Source organism: Anaerococcus vaginalis ATCC 51170 (assembly GCF_000163295.1).
In the GTDB taxonomy this organism is placed as follows: Bacteria; Bacillota; Clostridia; order Tissierellales; family Peptoniphilaceae; genus Anaerococcus; species Anaerococcus vaginalis.
Map to the genome: position 1 here is coordinate 1,593,227 of NZ_GG700527.1, position 14,654 is coordinate 1,607,880.

Annotated in this window: 17 protein-coding genes and 1 riboswitch; of the genes, 10 read left to right on the top strand and 7 right to left on the bottom strand. The window is 29.0% G+C overall.

The annotated features are described in order from the left end of the window. The first annotated feature begins 50 nt into the window (after positions 1-50). A riboswitch (THF riboswitch) is annotated at positions 51-131 on the top strand. A gap of 40 nt (positions 132-171) precedes the next feature. Next, positions 172-720, top strand: a complete 549-nt coding sequence (locus HMPREF0078_RS07415) for a folate family ECF transporter S component (protein ID WP_039920617.1) — start codon at positions 172-174, stop codon at positions 718-720. 9 nt (positions 721-729) lie between these two features. Beyond that, complete coding sequence (locus HMPREF0078_RS07420) at positions 730-945, top strand: hypothetical protein (protein WP_004839529.1); 216 nt, start codon at positions 730-732, stop codon at positions 943-945. Positions 946-1,632: 687 nt separating this feature from the next. Here HMPREF0078_RS07420 and HMPREF0078_RS07425 read toward each other — a convergent pair. The 6 genes from HMPREF0078_RS07425 to HMPREF0078_RS07450 all read right to left on the bottom strand — a co-directional run bounded on the left by HMPREF0078_RS07425 (position 1,633) and on the right by HMPREF0078_RS07450 (position 7,188). Beyond that, positions 1,633-2,250 (bottom strand): PepSY domain-containing protein, encoded by a 618-nt coding sequence (locus HMPREF0078_RS07425; protein WP_039920618.1) that lies wholly within the window; start codon positions 2,248-2,250, stop codon positions 1,633-1,635. 148 nt (positions 2,251-2,398) lie between these two features. Continuing rightward, positions 2,399-3,112 (bottom strand): GntR family transcriptional regulator, encoded by a 714-nt coding sequence (locus tag HMPREF0078_RS07430; protein WP_004839531.1) that lies wholly within the window; start codon positions 3,110-3,112, stop codon positions 2,399-2,401. 15 nt (positions 3,113-3,127) lie between these two features. Beyond that, positions 3,128-4,261: an SIS domain-containing protein gene (locus tag HMPREF0078_RS07435; protein ID WP_039920619.1), complete on the bottom strand. Its 1,134-nt coding sequence runs from the start codon at positions 4,259-4,261 to the stop codon at positions 3,128-3,130. A gap of 100 nt (positions 4,262-4,361) precedes the next feature. Further along, complete coding sequence (locus HMPREF0078_RS07440; protein WP_004839533.1) at positions 4,362-5,342, bottom strand: tagatose 1,6-diphosphate aldolase; 981 nt, start codon at positions 5,340-5,342, stop codon at positions 4,362-4,364. After that, positions 5,339-6,274, bottom strand: a complete 936-nt coding sequence (locus tag HMPREF0078_RS07445; RefSeq protein WP_004839534.1) for a hexose kinase — start codon at positions 6,272-6,274, stop codon at positions 5,339-5,341. The genes HMPREF0078_RS07440 and HMPREF0078_RS07445 overlap by 4 nt, the downstream gene beginning before the upstream one ends. Continuing rightward, positions 6,271-7,188: an N-acetylglucosamine kinase gene (locus tag HMPREF0078_RS07450; protein ID WP_004839535.1), complete on the bottom strand. Its 918-nt coding sequence runs from the start codon at positions 7,186-7,188 to the stop codon at positions 6,271-6,273. Before HMPREF0078_RS07450 ends, HMPREF0078_RS07445 begins: the two co-directional genes overlap by 4 nt. A gap of 571 nt (positions 7,189-7,759) precedes the next feature. On the opposite strand from HMPREF0078_RS07450, the gene yajC reads away from it, so the two are divergent. From yajC to HMPREF0078_RS07475, 5 genes are read left to right on the top strand one after another with little or no spacing between them, the layout of a single operon-like run. Beyond that, positions 7,760-8,035, top strand: coding sequence for a preprotein translocase subunit YajC (gene yajC / locus HMPREF0078_RS07455; RefSeq protein ID WP_004839537.1), 276 nt, complete (start codon positions 7,760-7,762; stop codon positions 8,033-8,035). A 19-nt stretch (positions 8,036-8,054) separates the two neighbouring features. Next, positions 8,055-8,531 (top strand): PTS N-acetylgalactosamine transporter subunit IIB, encoded by a 477-nt coding sequence (gene agaV, locus HMPREF0078_RS07460; protein ID WP_004839538.1) that lies wholly within the window; start codon positions 8,055-8,057, stop codon positions 8,529-8,531. A gap of 18 nt (positions 8,532-8,549) precedes the next feature. Next, a complete protein-coding gene (locus HMPREF0078_RS07465) occupies positions 8,550-9,356 on the top strand; it encodes a PTS mannose/fructose/sorbose/N-acetylgalactosamine transporter subunit IIC (RefSeq protein ID WP_004839539.1) in 807 nt (268 codons plus the stop codon). Continuing rightward, entirely contained in the window at positions 9,346-10,341 is a 996-nt protein-coding gene (locus tag HMPREF0078_RS07470; protein ID WP_004839540.1) for a PTS system mannose/fructose/sorbose family transporter subunit IID, read from the top strand. The genes HMPREF0078_RS07465 and HMPREF0078_RS07470 overlap by 11 nt, the downstream gene beginning before the upstream one ends. Then, positions 10,341-10,766, top strand: coding sequence for a PTS sugar transporter subunit IIA (locus tag HMPREF0078_RS07475; RefSeq protein ID WP_004839541.1), 426 nt, complete (start codon positions 10,341-10,343; stop codon positions 10,764-10,766). Before HMPREF0078_RS07470 ends, HMPREF0078_RS07475 begins: the two co-directional genes overlap by 1 nt. 141 nt (positions 10,767-10,907) lie before the next feature. Here the strand turns inward: HMPREF0078_RS07475 and nagA are convergent, their stop codons facing one another. Then, positions 10,908-12,035, bottom strand: coding sequence for an N-acetylglucosamine-6-phosphate deacetylase (gene nagA, locus HMPREF0078_RS07480; RefSeq protein WP_004839542.1), 1,128 nt, complete (start codon positions 12,033-12,035; stop codon positions 10,908-10,910). Between the two features lie 225 nt (positions 12,036-12,260). On the opposite strand from nagA, the gene HMPREF0078_RS07485 reads away from it, so the two are divergent. The 3 genes from HMPREF0078_RS07485 to HMPREF0078_RS07495 are packed head-to-tail and all read left to right on the top strand — an operon-like array spanning position 12,261 to position 14,653. Beyond that, positions 12,261-13,193, top strand: a complete 933-nt coding sequence (locus tag HMPREF0078_RS07485; protein WP_039920627.1) for a metal ABC transporter solute-binding protein, Zn/Mn family — start codon at positions 12,261-12,263, stop codon at positions 13,191-13,193. Beyond that, complete coding sequence (locus HMPREF0078_RS07490) at positions 13,186-13,869, top strand: metal ABC transporter ATP-binding protein (protein ID WP_004839544.1); 684 nt, start codon at positions 13,186-13,188, stop codon at positions 13,867-13,869. The genes HMPREF0078_RS07485 and HMPREF0078_RS07490 overlap by 8 nt, the downstream gene beginning before the upstream one ends. Next, positions 13,862-14,653 carry a metal ABC transporter permease gene (locus HMPREF0078_RS07495; RefSeq protein WP_004839545.1) on the top strand — a complete coding sequence of 264 codons (792 nt, stop codon included), beginning with the start codon at positions 13,862-13,864 and terminating at the stop codon, positions 14,651-14,653. Before HMPREF0078_RS07490 ends, HMPREF0078_RS07495 begins: the two co-directional genes overlap by 8 nt. Position 14,654 lies beyond the last annotated feature (1 nt).

Genomic DNA, 14,654 nt, shown 5'->3' on the forward strand with positions numbered 1-14,654 from the left:
AATTTCTATTTAAATTTTTAAGTGATATAATTATATAGAAAAATAAAATAGGTAGAGTAGGGTTAAGGCGTTAAGTGCTAGAAAATGGGATGTTGTTTCTAGACGAAAGATTTTAACCTGCATCCGCTACATCATTTCCTATGATGGCAGACTACCAAATAGGAGGAAAAAATGAAAAATTTAAAGAACATCAGAACTTTGATTTTGCTATCATTTTTTATGGCATTATCCATTGTAGTTTCAAGATTTTTTTCTATAACTACAGTAAGTCAAAAAGTTGGACTAGGTTTTATTGTAACGTCAGCTATGTGCTCGATTTTTAATCCATCACTTGCTGTTTTTGCATCAATAATTATTGATGTAATTTCGAATTTAATTTTCCCAACGGCTGGAGGATTTTATTTACCCTTTGTTACAACAAAAATTGCCACAGCCCTAATCTATACTTTCTTTTTTTATAGAAAAGAAATCACAAGAAAAAATATCGTATTTGCTACGATTTTAAACTCTCTTATAACCAGTTTATTTTTAAATACCCTTTGGACTAGCCAACTTACTGGCAATCCATTTATGGCACAATTTGCAATGAGAGTTCCGACGATGGCAATAAATTTCGTATTTCACACCATAGTTTTGTTAATAATTTTGCCAAAACTTGCAAAAATTTTACGAATAGAGATAAAAAAATTGGGAGCACAACCAGAAAATGCTCCTTACTAGGAGAAATTTATGAAATTATTTAAAATAATAAGTTTGATATTGGCAATTGCCTTTGTATTTTTTGGATTCAATATTTATTTTAAGAAAAAATATAATTTGATAAATAACTTTGAAAAAGATTATAAAAACGGATTAAAAGATGAAAATCATGCAAAAAATGTAGGATTAATTGAATTAATAATAGGAATTTTATTTTTTATAATTTTTTTAAAAATTTCTTTATGATAAAATATACTTGATGTTTTGCAAACATCTCTATACTTTTTGTAGGGAGGTGGTAAAAATGCATCTTAGAGATATATTAGTTTCTATTATTCTTAGCTTAATAGCAAATTTTATCTATGATATTATTTGCAAAAATGATGGGAATAATGCAAAACATTAAGAAAAAAAGACAGGAGTTGCAGCTCCTGTCTTTTTTAATGCATCTTATACATTAGTTTCTTTACACTTTCATTATACAAGTTAAAAATTTAAAATCAATATACTTAAAAAATAAATAAAAATCAGGAACAAATCCTGCCCAGAGCGTAGACAAAGTCAGTTTAATAATTCATTAACAATTCAAAAATAAAATTAAAAAATCCATTTTAAAATTTCTTATTTTTTTAATAATTCTTGTGATAAAATATAAATGATGTTTTGCTAACATCTCCATAATTTAAAAAGGAGGTGAGTAAAATGCATATAGAAGACTTGTTAACAACTATTATTCTTAATTTATTTGCAAATGTAATTTACGATTGCATTAAAATGTGGTTTGAATTTAAGAATAAAGCAAAACATTAAACCACAAAAAAAGACAGGAAGCGCAATTCCTGTCTTTTTAAATGCATATAACTTGTTAACTTCTATACACTTTCATTATACAAGCTAAGAATTTAAAATCAATTATTTTTTTTAAATTTCCTATTATTTTTGAATTATATCCAAAGTTTCAGCGTCAAGTTCTACATCGTCTCCGCCAACAACGTCGATTTCGTAAATAGTTTTTCCTTGATCATTTACATCTAATTCATAAGATTTTACAAATCCCTTGTTGTTTTCAAGTGCTTTTTTAATAGCTTCTTTTGCATCTTTTATTTTTGTAAGATCGATAGCTTTTTTATCATCAGCATCATTTTCTTTGTCTTGTTCTTTTGACAAAATTTCTCCGCTATCAGCATCTATTTTTGCTTCATATTCATCATTTCCACTAAATCCTTTGATGTCATAAGCATATTTTCCGTTATCTTCATCAAATTCAAGAGATGAAACTTCTATTTCTTCTGCCTTAAATTCTTCTTTAAATTTTTTAACAGCATCATCAAGTGAGATTTTAAATTCTTTATCTTCAATTCCTGTTGTCATCTCATCTTTTTTGTCTTCAGCCTTGTCTTTAACTGAATTTACTTCTTCTGAAACTGCTGCTTTTGTATTGCTTACGGCATCTTTTGCATCTTCCTTTGCATTTTCTCCAGAACAAGCTGAAAGTAGAAGAGCAAGGGCAAGAGCAGATGCTCCATATTTTAAATTTTTATTAAATTTCATTTTTTCCTCCATATTTTAAAATTTATACAGTCTTAATATACTGCTTTTAAAAAATTAAACAAGTTTTGATATTTTTTTAATAATATTTATATGCTTTTCTATTTTATTAATTTTTATTTTGCAAAATAAAAAAGCAGGTCATTTTGACCTACTTAATTAATGATTGGGGATTATAAGATGTTTCATAATAGAATTTATCTGCTCTCGCATAAGAAATTGTATATTCTATCATTATATTTTCTATATCGAAACTTTCTCTTTGAATTTTTAAACAAGGACTCTGGCTTTTCATATTTAAAGCTTTTGCCTTTTCATTTTCTACGCTTGATACTGAAAAACTTTCCTTAACTTGGTAGATTTTTGTATTAAATAATTCATCAAATATATCATAAAGGGCTTTTTTTGATAATAATTGTTTATTTATTTTTGAAAATCTATTATAAGGAATAATTGTTGTTTCATACATCATTGCTATGTCATCAGCAAGCCTAAGCCTATCAAATTGAATTATCTTGTCATCTTTTTCCAATTTTAACAATTTTTTTAGCTCGCTATTTGCTTCTTTTATTTCAAAATTTATAACGATTGATTTTGGCTTTTTGCCATTTCTTTTTGTTTGTTCAGTAAAAGAATAATAATTTGAAAGATTTTGCCTATTTTGTTCTCTAACAAAAGTCCCCTTGCCTTGAATTTGATAAAGCATGCCAGAATTTACCAAAGAGCCAACTGCATTTCTTACAGTTGTTCTTGATACATTGTAGTCTTTACAAAGTTGCCTTTCTGATGGGAGTTTGTCTCCTTTTTCCATAAAGGAAATTTTTGTGATCAACTCATCTATGAGTTTTGAGTAAAGAGCTGACATAATTTTTTATTCTCCTTAATTTTTATAATCGTGGATTGTAACGCCCTTTACAACCCTGTTTACTGTGTGTGTTCTTGATGGATTGTCTGGAGTATTTCCTACTCTAAGGCTAGTTACTAAGGCAATTATTTGTCCAATAATTATATAGGCAGGGCAAAGATATACATCATCTAATCCATCTTCTTCAAATATCAATTCATAATCCCTATCAAGTTTTGAATTTGAAATTCCTATTATTTTTTTTGCTATTTTATCATTTGCTATTTCATCTAAAATATCTAAATCATATAATCTTGTGTAAGGATTTGATGAAACAAAAGAAATTACAAGAGTATTTTCATCAACAAATGATTTTGGACCGTGTCTAAATCCCATTGATGATTCCCAAATTGTTGCAACTTCTCCAGCTGTTAATTCTAGAATTTTTAATCTTGCTTCTTTTGTTAATTTTCCCAAAGGACCTGATCCAAGATATACAACCCTATTAAAATCAAAATTTACTAAATTTTCAATTTCTTCCAAGTTATTATAAATTTCTTTTCCAAGTTTTGAAATTTTATCTACGATTTCTTTTTTATTTTTTGTTTTCGTATCAAAAATCAATAAAGTCGCAAGCAACATTGATGAAAATGAATTTGTCATAGCAAATCCTTTATCATTTGTTATTTCTGGTTCCAAAAATACATAAGAATTTTCATCATCTTTCAAAGCTTGAGCAAGTTTTCCTTCTTTTGCACATGTTATAGGCAAATTATAAAAATCATCCACAATTTGCTTGCCAAGTTTTACAGCTGCAAGAGATTCTGGGGAATTTCCACTTCTTGCAAAAGAAACCAAAAGTGTTTTTTGGTCTTTTTCAAAATGTAGGTAAGGAGCTGAAACCAAATCTGTTGTTGCAACTGATTCGAATTCAAATTCTCCATGAGTTTTCAAATAATCAAGGGCAATGTTTCCAACGTATTCACTTGTTCCTGCCCCTGTAAAAATAACCTTACAATCTTTGCCAACTTTTTTTAAAAAATTTTCTATATCATTTTTTCTTTTTTCGTATAAATTATAAACTTCAAGCCATGTATCTGCTTGATTTAAAATTTCTGTGTAAGTGTATTTAAAATCTTTTTCTTCCAACTTACTTTCATCTAAAAGCATTACGCCCTCCTTCATTGGTAGTAACCATCATATAAATAATATTATATCTTCTTTGGTACTTTATTCAAGACCAATTTAATTGATTTATTTTTTAAATTTTTTATTTTTCAATTTTTTCAAATATTGAAACAGCTGTTTCTTTTAAAACTTCATTTAAGCTTTGAATATTTTCTTTTCCTTGTTCTTTAAGCCATTGTTTTGATTTTTCTGTATCTTTTGCATATATATCAACGCAATCTTTCCATGTAGCCCTACCGCACAAAACTCCATTGAAATTTGAGCCTGCTTCTTTTGCAAAAACCAAAGTTTCTTTGAAAAGTTCTGCACTTACACCACCTGATAAGAATATAAATGGAATACTTGTCGCATCAGCTTGGTCTTTGAAAAATTTCTTAGCTTGGTCTTTGCTATAAACAAAATTTTCCCCATAGCTTTCTACAAAATTCATATTAACTGGTGTTTCTACTTTCAAAACATCAACCTTATACTTAGGATTATCAAATTCTTTCATAGCTTCAATTACTTTTTTTGGTCTAACTTTTGCATATTTTTCATCTTTTTCATTATCAAGTGTATAATCATAAGTTACAATTTCCAAAAAATATGGAAGTCCTAAACCTTCTGCTTCATAGCCAACTCTTTCAACCCAAGCTTTTTTTACATCATTTATTTTCTCATCTTCATCAACATCATAATACAAAAGAACTTTTAATGCGTTTGCTCCCATTTCTTTTGCCCTAAGTCCTGACATAAAATCAATTAATTTAGGGAGTCTGCCTACTTCATATTCATCATATCCAGTTTGCTCGTAGCTTATAATTAATCCCACATTTTCATCTTTTGCATCAATAGCAGTTTTTCCATAAATTGGATCTAACAAAATTGATGATGAAAAAGGTGTAAGCTCTTTTGAAACTTGTCTTTTAAATTCAGAAATTCCTTCAACATTATTCAATGATTCATTTGCTTTATTCATCATTTTTTCCATAGAACCTCTTTGGTCTATGGCAAGAGCTGCTATTACTCCATCTTCATTTGCTAATTTTTTTAGATTTTCTAATTTTTCTTTTGAAATTTTCATATTAACTCCTTTATTTCTATTTTTTCTTTGTATTTATCAAAATCATTTATATTTATGTGGGCAATTTCCTCATTAAGAACATTCAAAAGTCCACAAGTCATTGATTTTTTTATAAAATCTTCATCATCTTCCTTGTTATAAATTGCAGATAAGGCTCCAGCCAAAGTCGAATCACCACTTCCAACAGGATTTATAGCTTTAACCTTTGGAACATTTGCCTTGTAAATTTTATTTTTTATTTTAAATATAGCTCCATCTTTTCCTTGAGAAATAATTACATAAGGAATATCTTTGAGAGGAGATTTTTCAAATATTTTTCTTATTTCCTCTTCATTTTCTGGAAATTCTTTTTCAATAATATCTTTTATTTCTGTTTCATTCGGCTTTATCAAATCAGGTTTGATTTCCCCTTTAACAATTTCTTTCAAAGTATTTCCAGATGTATCAAGAGATACAAATATTTTATTTTCTTTTGCAAATTTTATAATTTTTTGATAAAAACTTGCATCAAGACCTTTTGGCAAAGAACCAGATATATTTATTATTTCAATATTTTTTGATAATTTTTCCAGATGATCCAAAAATTCTTTTTCCTTTTCAAAGCCAATCTTTGGACCTTTTTCTAGAATTTCTGTTTGCTTATTATCATGAATTATTGCAATACAATTTCTAGTTTCATCATCAAGCTTAATAAAATCATGGGATATTTTTCTTTCATCAAGCCTTTTTTCAATAAATTCCCCAAGTTTTCCGCCAACAAAACCAGAATTTATTACCTTTTCTCCCAATTCATTCAAAACATAAGAAACATGAATGCCCTTGCCACCTGCATCTTTATTTACAAGTTCTACCCTATTAACATCATCAATTTTGAGATTTTCAATATTATATGAAATATCAACAGAAGGATTTGCCGTTATACTTAAAATCAAATCATCTCTCCTTTTTCATAAAATTTTTTTGCCAAAATCAAAGAACCAATAGAAGGATTTGCAAAAGGCTCTACAATCTCCACCCTATCATCAGCATATTGTTCAATCTTATCAAGCAATCTTTGACCCAAATTAAAAACGCCACCAGAATATGAAACCTTAACAGCACCTTTAAAATCCAGTTTTTTGATAAGAGTATTTATAACAAGGCTAGCCTCTTTTGCAACATCATCCAAAAGATTTAAGGCATGAGGATCATTTTCATCAATTGCCTTAGAGAAAATTTTTGAAAGACTTGCAAGCTCATCTCTTTGCATATTATTTGCCAAAGTAATTATTTCAAAATCATCAGAGATTTCCAATTCATTTTTCAATAGATCATAAATAGGACTTTTTTCATATCTGCCATCAGAAATTTTTGTAAAAATATTTAAAATTTTAAGGCCAATATAATATCCACTAGCCTCATCTCCAAGCAAAGGTCCCCAGCCACCACACATCATACTATTTCCATTATTATCAACACCAAAACCAATTGAGCCAGTTCCAAGAACCAAATTAATACCAGCATTCGCATTCAAAGAGCCTGCCCAACCATTTAAACAATCATTTCCAACTTTGAAATTTTTTGATCCCAAAATTTTTTCAAGACTTTCAAGAATAAAAGATTCGTCTTCCTTAAATTGACCAAAGCCCGGCATAGCCAAAAAAGTAAAATCAATATCAGAAATTTCTATTCCAGCCTTTTTGACTAAAATTTCAATTCCATTTTTTAATCTTTTAAAAAATTCATCTCTAGAAATTTGCTTTAAGTGAATAGTTTTTTCCTTGTGCTCATATAATTTTTTATTAACTTCAAGAACAAAAGCCGTCTTTGTTCCTCCGCCATCAATTCCCAAAAAAACTTCTCTCATATGATACCATCCTTTTTAAAAGTTTTTCATTGGTAACTACCATTGCTAATATTAGTATATATAAAATAAAGACCAAGGTCAAGGAAATAAATTTAAATTCAAGATTTAAAAATAATTTTTAGTTTTAAAAATCTCAAATTAAAATTTTCTAACCATTAAAAATTTTTATAATTTCTTTTTTTCAATTTATCGTTTTCTTTAATTTGCAAAATTTATTTTTCTTACAAGAATAATTTTTGATTTGATTTTTATTTTGTAAATTTTTATTATTGTAATTTGTTTTTTTATTAGTTTGCTTTGACTTTTTTATGCTTAAATTAGCTTTTAAAATTATTTTTTTAATTAATCCTTGACATAGCAATTAATTTTATATAAAATAATGGTAATTACCAGATAAATATTTTAATTTTATTTTTCTGGTTTTCTAGAAAATATCCTATTTTTATAAAATTTTTCTAACTTTAAAATTTTAGCAATTATATTTAAATTTTAGAGAATAATTTTTTTAAAATTTGGGAAAATGTTTCTAAAAATTTGTAAAATTATTTCGATAATTTAAGAAAGGAGGATTATGTTAGGTGAAATAGCAAGGACATCCTTGGTTTTATTGATTTTTATAGCTATTTTTGTACTAATCAGTCAAATATTAAGCCACAGAAATCTAAAAAAGAAAAAGAAATATTTTGAAAGCTTACACAAAAATCTTAAACCTGGCAAGGAAGTTATGTTGACTGATGGTATTTATGGAAAAATTGTTTCTTTGAAAGAAGATTATGCTATCATCAAAATTGCCAAGGATGTTGAAATTAAAGTTAGCCGTTACTCTATTAGTGAAATACTAAATTAATTTGAAAGGAAGTTTTATTATGCCTAATATTGTTCTAACTAGAATAGACAATAGACTATTACACGGACAAGTTGCTACTCAATGGACAAAGGTTATTGGCGCAAATCTTATTCTTGTTGCAAATGATGATGTAGCAAATAATAAAATGAGACAAAATCTTATGACTATGGCTGCTCCTAATGGTGTTGCTACTAGGTTTTGGACTCTTCAAAAGACAATTGATACTATACACAAGGCTGCTGATAGGCAAAAAATTTTCATTATATGTGAAAGCCCAAAAGACGTTCTAACACTTGTCGAAGGTGGTGTTCCTATTAAAGATCTTAATATAGGAAATATGCACATGGCTGAAGGCAAAAGACAAGTTGCAGGAGTTGTTGCTGTTGACGACAACGACGTTGAGGCTTTTAAAAAGCTTAAAGAAAAAGGTGTCAATCTAGAAATTAGAAAGGTACCTACTGAATCAGCAGAAGACATTAATAAATTATTTTCATAAAATATCTAGGAGGATTGTATGAACTTTAATATATTACAAATAATTTTAATTTTTCTAGTTACTTTTGTAGTAGCTATTGACCAATTCTCTTTCCTAGAATCATTATATCAACCTATAATTACAGGTCCTGTTATAGGAGCTATCTTGGGAGATATGCACACAGGACTTATAGTTGGGGCAACTTATCAATTAATGACAATAGGAAATATGCCTGTAGGTGGAGCTCAACCTCCAAATGCAGTTATAGGCGGAATAGTTTCTGTTATTTTTGCCGTAACATCAGGTCTTGAACCTAATGCAGCAGTAGCTGCAGCAATTCCTTTTGCACTTTTAGGTCAATATGGCGTTACAATTATATTCACTTTGATGAGTCCAGTTATGGCAAAAGCTGATCAATATGCAAAAGATGCAGACCCTAAAGGAATCGAAAAAATCAATTATTTCGCAATGATTCTTTTGGGAAGCATTTTTGGTATTATAGTAGTTTTATTCTTTATAGCAGGATCTTCATTCGGTGCTAAACTTGCAGCTATGATTCCAGAAACTCTAATGCACGGTCTTGGAGTTGCTGGTGGTATGATGAAATTTGTAGGTTTTGCAGTTTTATTAAGACTTATGGTTTCAAGAGATCTTTGGGGATTTTTCTTTATCGGATTTGCCCTTGCAGTTATTGTAATGGCTAACGAATCCCTATCTGGTTCAGCTCTATTAATAATTTCATTAATAGGATTTGCACTTGCTTTCTGGGATTACCAAGTCCATGTAGGATTAAAAAATGTAAGTGCAGCTGCAAATTTTGAAGGAGGAGAAGAAGATGGAATATAATGATATGAATTCTTATAATGATACCAATCCTAGTCAAAAGCTAGATCAAAAAACATTAAATAAGATGGTATGGAGATCTTTATTTCTCCAAGCATCATTTAACTACGAAAGAATGCAAGCTGGTGGATGGTTATATTCAATCTTGCCAGGTCTTGAAAAAATTCACACAAATAAGGATGACCTTTCTAAATCAATGGCTCACAACCTAGAATTTTTTAATACCCATCCTTTCCTTATAACATTTGTTATGGGAATTATCCTTTCACTAGAAGAAAATAAAGTAGAAATTCCTACAATAAGAGCCGTAAGAGTTGCAGCCATGGGACCTTTGGGAGGAATAGGAGATGCCTTATTCTGGTTTACCCTTGTACCAATAGTTGCAGGTATTTCTTCAAACATGGCCTTGCAGGGCTCAATTGCAGGTCCTATACTTTTCTTTGTAGTATTTAATATATGCCAATTTGCTATAAGATTTTGGTTGATGAATTGGTCATATAGGATGGGCGAATCTGCCATTGATGTTTTGACGCAAAACGCCAAAGAATTTACTAGAGCAGCATCAATTCTTGGAGTATTGGTTGTAGGAGCTTTAGTAAGCGTATATGGCGATACTTCAATAGCACTTGAAGTAGATAACGGTACAACAAATGCACCTGTTCTAGTAGATACAGTTGTTAATAACGATGAGTTATCAGAATATGACGAATTATTATATAAAGACAAAGATAAAAAAGAATTAAACGATGGAGCAGTTATAAGAGATTTAGGAAATGGAAAATCCGAAATCGAATTTAACACTTACGAAGAACAACCTGTTAAAGTTAAAATTCAAGAAGTTTTAGATGGAATAATTCCAGATCTTGTACCCCTAGCTATAACTTTGTTGCTATTTTTCTTATTGACAAAGAAAAAATGGACTCCAATTAAATGTATTGCCTTCTTATTAATCCTCGGTGTAGCTGGTGCCTATATTGGAGTATTTTAATGGCTAATGCAGTTATAGCAACAAGTCATGCATCTCTTGCCAGCGGAGTTTATTCCGCTGTTAAGATGATTGCAGGAGAATTTGAAAATTTAAGAATACAAGAATTTAAAGAAAATGATAATCTTGATGAATTTGATAAAAAATTAAAAGAAAATTACAAATCATTAAAAGATTATGAGAATGTTATAGTTCTTGCCGATCTTGCAGGAGGAACTCCATTTAATAGAGCCGTAATGACTTTGGGAGATCTTCCTAACGTAAGAGTTATAGCTGGTTTAAATTTTGCAAGTCTTTATCAAGCTTTGAATTCTTGTGGAAATCTTGATGATAGCGTTGAAGAAATAATTAATATTGGAAAAGAATCAGTAATACAATACAAAAACGAAAAGGAAATTGAAGACGATAATTTTGAAGATGGAATATAAAAATTACATCAACTTTAATTAATATTTTAAAACCTAGTTATAATATTGTCTTAAAATTTTAATAAGCTCGTAAATTTATTAAAATATTTTCAAAAAACAGGTGTTAGCATTTTATTTTGCTAACACCTATTTTTTGATAATTTATTTTTGGTATTTCTTCTCCCCATTTAGATAGGTTGCTTTTAAATTTAAATCGTAATCTAATAATATAAAATCTGCATCGTAGCCTAGTTTTATTTTTCCACATACATTATCTATTCCTACGGATTTTGCTGGGACTAATGATGCCATTTGGACTGCTTCAAACACATCTACTATATCCCAATTTACTACATTTTGAACTGCTTCTTTTAATTTTAAAATTGAGCCTGCTAATGATCCTGATTCTAATCTTGCTGTTCCATTTTCTACTTTTACTGGAAATTCTCCCAATTTATATGATCCTTCTGGCATTCCTCCTGCCATCATACAATCTGTTATTAGGGCAATTTTGTCATAGCCTTTTTTATTTATCAAAATTTCTGCTGCTGCTGGATTTACGTGATGACCATCACAAATTAATTCTGAGATTGCATCTGAATTCATAGCTGCTCCTACCATACCAGGATTTCTGTGGTGAAGTCCGCTCATTCCGTTAAAAGTGTGAACAAAAATATTTGCTCCATCTTCTACAGCTTTTATTGCCTCATCATAAGATGCATCGGAATGTCCTAGGGCAACATAAACTCCCATGGCATTTGCTTTTTTTATAAATTCTTGTGAGCCGGCTCTTTCTGGTGCAATGGCAATTTTATTTACAAGGCCATCTGATAATTCTTTCCATTTTTTCAATTTTTCTATATCAGGATCGGACATATATTTTTCATTTTGAGCTCCCTTATATTTTTCTGTAAAAAATGGGCCTTCCAAAAATATTCCCCTAACTTTTGCCCCCTTTACATCTTTATATTCTTCTCCCACAACTTTTACAGCTTCATTTAATCTTTCAGTTGAATCTGTAAGAGTTGTTGGCAAAAATGACGTAACACCTGTTTCAAGCAAGCCTTGAGAAATTATATCCAAAGCTCCTTTTTTGGCATTCATTATATCCTCATTTTTGTAGCCGTGAATGTGGGTATCAACAAGTCCTGGAGCTAAAATCCCTTCCAAATAAGTGAAATTTTCTGGCTCATTTTTGGAAAGTGATTTTACCTTTCCATCTTCCACTTCTACAAATAAATCTTTTTCAATTTTGTCTTCTAATATCACATAATCTGCTTTGTAAATCATAAATTCTCCTTTTCTTTTCTACTTTTACAATACCGAAATGAATAATTTTTTCAATTTATATTTTTGATAAATTTTATAATAATCTCTACAAATCTTAAAAAAATCTTTGGATAGAATAATTTATAAAATCTTTAATTTTATCTTGCAAATCATTTGCATTTATTTTTTTTCTGTAGTAGAATTAAAAATATTATAATGCGAATCATTTGCAATAAAGGAGATTATATGAAACACAAAAAAACAAATTTATTAGCGGTTTTTTTAATTTTTGGGTTTATTTTTTTATTTGGAGGATGTCAAAAAGAAAATATTTCAAAAAAAGAAGATTCTTCTAATAAGAAATTAATTTATACAAGCTTTTTTCCTGTGGAGGAGCTTACAAAAAGAATTGTTGGCGATAAATTTATTGTCAAATCTATTATTGATAAAAGCCAAGAGCCTCATTCTTTTGAGCTAAAAACTGACGATATTAAAAATATTATCAAGGCTGATTTGGTAATTTATAACGGAGCTTCTATGGAAACTTTCATTGATGATTTAAAAAATTCTTCTGATAATAAGGAAAAATTTGTAGATCTTTCTAAAAATTTAACTTTACTTTCTTCAGCAAAGGATGGAAAAGTTTCAAAGGATAAGGTAAATCCTCACACTTGGCTTTCTATAAAAAATGCCATAGCTGAGCTTGAGGATATTTATGAAAAAGTTGTTGAGATTGATCCTAAAAATAAAGATTATTACAAGAAAAATCTTGATGAAAATGTCGCAAAATTCAAGCAATTAGACAAAAAATTTGCTGATGAGCTTAAAAATGTTGATGAAAATAAAAGATATTTTGTTGTTTCTCATGCCGCTTTTAATTATTTGGCTGATGATTATAATTTAAAACAAGTCGCTGTTACAGGAATATCTCCTGAGGATGAGCCTTCTGCTAAACAACTTAAAACTATAGCTGATTTTGTGAAAAAACATGATATTTCTACAATATTTTTTGAAGGTAAGGCTACCCCAAAAGTTGCTGAAACTTTGGCAAAATCTACGAATACAAAAACGTCGACTTTATATACTATGGAAAATTTGACTAAAGAGGAAGCTGATATGGGATATTTAAAATTGATGGAAAAAAATTTGGAAGCCTTGAAAGAGTCTTTTTATGAGTAAGTTTGCAATAGAGATTAATAATTTAAGTTTTTCTTATGAACAGGAAAATATTTTGGAAAATTTATCTATGCAGGTTGAAAAAGGAAAATTCGCCTTGATAATTGGTGAAAATGGTGCTGGAAAAACAACTCTTATTCGTTTAATTTTAAATCAATTAAAGGATTATAGGGGAGAGATTAAAATTCTTTCTGATTCGATAGAAAAGTCTAATCATTACAAAGATTTAGCTTACATTTCTCAAACTTCTGTTCAATCTTATAAACTTTTTCCAACGAATGTTAAGGAAGTTATTCAAAACCACATAAAATTTTTGAATAAATCTTACGATATTGATAAGCTCTTGAAAGATTTTGATTTGCTTGATGTAAAAAATCATGCTCTTTGTGATTTATCTGGTGGGCAAATCCAAAGACTTGCTTTGATTTTAGCTTTTATAAAAGATGCAAAGCTACTTATTTTGGATGAGCCTACAGCTGCTATAGATATGAAATTTTCTAGGGATTTTTATGAGCGTTTGAAAAATTTAACAAACAATGGAAAAACTATTTTGATGATTAGCCACGATTATAAACTTGCGTCTATTTTTTCTGATGAAGTTTTTCATTTGTCTGATAAGAAAATTAGGAAAATCGATAAAAATAAATTAAAGGAAAGTTTGGGAGATTTTTATGTTTAATATTTTTGAATATGATTTTATGCAAAAGGCCTTTGTGGCTGGAGCTTTAATTGCAATTATTCTTCCTTGTATTGGTCAATTAGTTCTGATAAAAAGACTTTCGATGATTGGGGATACTCTATCCCATTCATCTTTGGCAGGTCTTAGCATAGGTCTTGCATTTGGCATAAGCCCAATTCTTTCGGCTATGATTTTTTGTATATTTGCTGCTTTTTCTATTGAAATTATTAGAAATAAATTGAAAAATTACCAAGAAGTTTCAACGGTAATTATTCTTGCAGCATCAATTGGTATTGCTGGAATTATGGCTGATTTATCTGCAAGTGCAAATGCTATTTGTTCATATCTTTTTGGCTCAATTGTTACAATTTCTCAAGAAGAATTTTATTTGTTAATTGGTTTAAGTCTTTGCTTTTTAATAATTTATTTTCATTTTTACAATGATTTTTACCTTTTGCTTTTTGATCCAAATTCTTCTCAAATTTTAGGCCTTAGAGTTAAGCTATTGAATTTTACAATAAGTTTTTTGACAGCGATAGCTGTAGCAATTTCTGCAAAAACAATTGGCTCTTTGATAGTTTCCTCACTTTTGGTTATTCCATCAATTATGGCAATACAAATTTGCAAATCTTACAAAAATAGCTTAATCCTTTCCATAATTTTTTCTTTGGTTTTTGTATTTGCAGGACTTATGCTTTCTTATATTTTTAACCTAAGACCTGGTTCAGTTGTAGTTTTAATAGCGGTATTTAGTTTGATTTTAGTACTTTTAATAAAAAAATAGG

Coding starts and splice junctions, on each gene's coding strand:
- HMPREF0078_RS07415 (WP_039920617.1), top strand. CDS start 172: ATGAAAAATTTAAAGAACATCAGAACTTTGATTTTGCTATCATTTTTT.
- HMPREF0078_RS07420 (WP_004839529.1), top strand. CDS start 730: ATGAAATTATTTAAAATAATAAGTTTGATATTGGCAATTGCCTTTGTA.
- HMPREF0078_RS07425 (WP_039920618.1), bottom strand. CDS start 2,250: ATGAAATTTAATAAAAATTTAAAATATGGAGCATCTGCTCTTGCCCTT.
- HMPREF0078_RS07430 (WP_004839531.1), bottom strand. CDS start 3,112: ATGTCAGCTCTTTACTCAAAACTCATAGATGAGTTGATCACAAAAATT.
- HMPREF0078_RS07435 (WP_039920619.1), bottom strand. CDS start 4,261: ATGCTTTTAGATGAAAGTAAGTTGGAAGAAAAAGATTTTAAATACACT.
- HMPREF0078_RS07440 (WP_004839533.1), bottom strand. CDS start 5,342: ATGAAAATTTCAAAAGAAAAATTAGAAAATCTAAAAAAATTAGCAAAT.
- HMPREF0078_RS07450 (WP_004839535.1), bottom strand. CDS start 7,188: ATGAGAGAAGTTTTTTTGGGAATTGATGGCGGAGGAACAAAGACGGCT.
- yajC (WP_004839537.1), top strand. CDS start 7,760: ATGTTAGGTGAAATAGCAAGGACATCCTTGGTTTTATTGATTTTTATA.
- agaV (WP_004839538.1), top strand. CDS start 8,055: ATGCCTAATATTGTTCTAACTAGAATAGACAATAGACTATTACACGGA.
- HMPREF0078_RS07465 (WP_004839539.1), top strand. CDS start 8,550: ATGAACTTTAATATATTACAAATAATTTTAATTTTTCTAGTTACTTTT.
- HMPREF0078_RS07470 (WP_004839540.1), top strand. CDS start 9,346: ATGGAATATAATGATATGAATTCTTATAATGATACCAATCCTAGTCAA.
- HMPREF0078_RS07475 (WP_004839541.1), top strand. CDS start 10,341: ATGGCTAATGCAGTTATAGCAACAAGTCATGCATCTCTTGCCAGCGGA.
- nagA (WP_004839542.1), bottom strand. CDS start 12,035: ATGATTTACAAAGCAGATTATGTGATATTAGAAGACAAAATTGAAAAA.
- HMPREF0078_RS07485 (WP_039920627.1), top strand. CDS start 12,261: ATGAAACACAAAAAAACAAATTTATTAGCGGTTTTTTTAATTTTTGGG.
- HMPREF0078_RS07490 (WP_004839544.1), top strand. CDS start 13,186: ATGAGTAAGTTTGCAATAGAGATTAATAATTTAAGTTTTTCTTATGAA.
- HMPREF0078_RS07495 (WP_004839545.1), top strand. CDS start 13,862: ATGTTTAATATTTTTGAATATGATTTTATGCAAAAGGCCTTTGTGGCT.